Here is a 1,434-nt window from a genome sequence, read left to right on the forward strand (position 1 = left end):
GTAGGGCAATGGAATGGACTCCTCCCCTTACGGCATCAAATGTGCCAAACTGAAGAGTGATGAAACGATTCAGTTCACAGAGGAGAAGTCCAAATGAATATTAAACGAATTGGGATGGATATAGCAAAACAAGTTTTTCAAATTCACGGTGTAGACCGGTTTGAAAAGGTGCTTGTTCGTAAGCAACTACGCCGTGCACAAGTGCTCGAATTTTTCAAGAATATAGCACCATGCTTAATAGGAATAGAAGCGTGTGGATCATCTCATTATTGGGCGCGGGAGTTAAGTCAGCTAGGTCATCAGGTGAAACTGATACCAGCGCAGTTTGTAAAGCCCTTTGTCAAAGGAGGAAAAAACGATGCCAATGATGCAGAAGCGATTTGTGAGGCGGTAAGCAGAGCCAACATGCGCTTTGTGGCGATCAAAAGTGTTGAGCAACAAGTCGCGCAGGCAGAACACCGGATTCGCAGTCGCCTGGTAAGGGCAAGGACGGCATTAAGCAATGAGATACGTGGTTTGCTCAGTGAGTTTGGCATCGTCATTGCACCAGGCATAAGCCAGATTCGGCAAGCCTTGCCGGTCTTGCTGGAAGATAAAGAGCTACAGTTAAATGCGAGATTGAAAGTATTGTTAGCAGAGCTCGCCAGCGAGTTACGACAAATAGATGATTGCCTTGTTCAACATGAACAACGCTTAAAAGCAGCAGTCAAAGAAGACGAGCGCATGAAGCGCCTGATGGACATCGAAGGAATAGGGCCCATCAGTGCCAGTGCCTTAGTGGCAGCGGTGGGAGATGCCACCCACTTTGCCAGTGGGCGAGATATGGCAGCATGGTTGGGTTTGGTACCTGATCAACATTCGAGTGGTGGCAAAGAAAGGCTGGGACATATCAGTAAGCGTGGCGACACGTATTTACGTACCTTATTGATACATGGAGCACGTGCAGTGCTCAATCATTGCGAACACAAAGAAGACAAGCGTAGCGTATGGGTAAACCAGCTAGTCAAGCGACGTAATCGAAATATCGCCACAGTTGCGCTGGCGAATAAAAATGCGCGGATTGCCTGGGCAGTATTAAGCAGGAAAGAAGCATATCGTGGGAGTGGAGGAGTAATAGCAAGTCATGAAGCAAAGTGAAGGGAAGAGAAGTCCGTAGCTTGAATTGAAGTGAAAACGTGTTTTACTCAGTAGCACAATTGCGATTTTTTGAAGTGATGGCAAACAGGTCAGACCGGCGCTTGAAACACCAGCACAATGCATAGGCTCCCTCACTTGTAAAGGAGAAAGCCGCTAGGGCGATTTGGAACAAGCGCGCAGATTCCATTATGGCTCGGGTGCGACGGTACCCAATTGAGAAGCCGGATATACGCGAGCAGTTGAACTTAAGCCGAAACAACAAAAACTTGCAATTCCTGAGGAGTCCATATACGCATT

General features: G+C 47.4%; 1 protein-coding gene. It reads left to right on the forward strand.

Translation table 11 applies throughout. From position 1 onward, the window contains the following. The first annotated feature begins 93 nt into the window (after nucleotides 1-93). Nucleotides 94-1,137 (forward strand): IS110 family RNA-guided transposase, encoded by a 1,044-nt coding sequence (locus DFR42_RS28910; protein ID WP_110258535.1) that lies wholly within the window; start codon nucleotides 94-96, stop codon nucleotides 1,135-1,137. Nucleotides 1,138-1,434: the final 297 nt, after the last annotated feature.

Origin of the sequence: Undibacterium pigrum, assembly GCF_003201815.1 — a bacterium.
Taxonomy (GTDB): domain Bacteria; phylum Pseudomonadota; class Gammaproteobacteria; order Burkholderiales; family Burkholderiaceae_D; genus Undibacterium; species Undibacterium pigrum.

Bases quoted from the DNA above. Each gene is read 5' to 3' on its own strand.
- DFR42_RS28910 (WP_110258535.1), top strand. From the start codon at position 94: ATGAATATTAAACGAATTGGGATGGATATAGCAAAACAAGTTTTTCAA.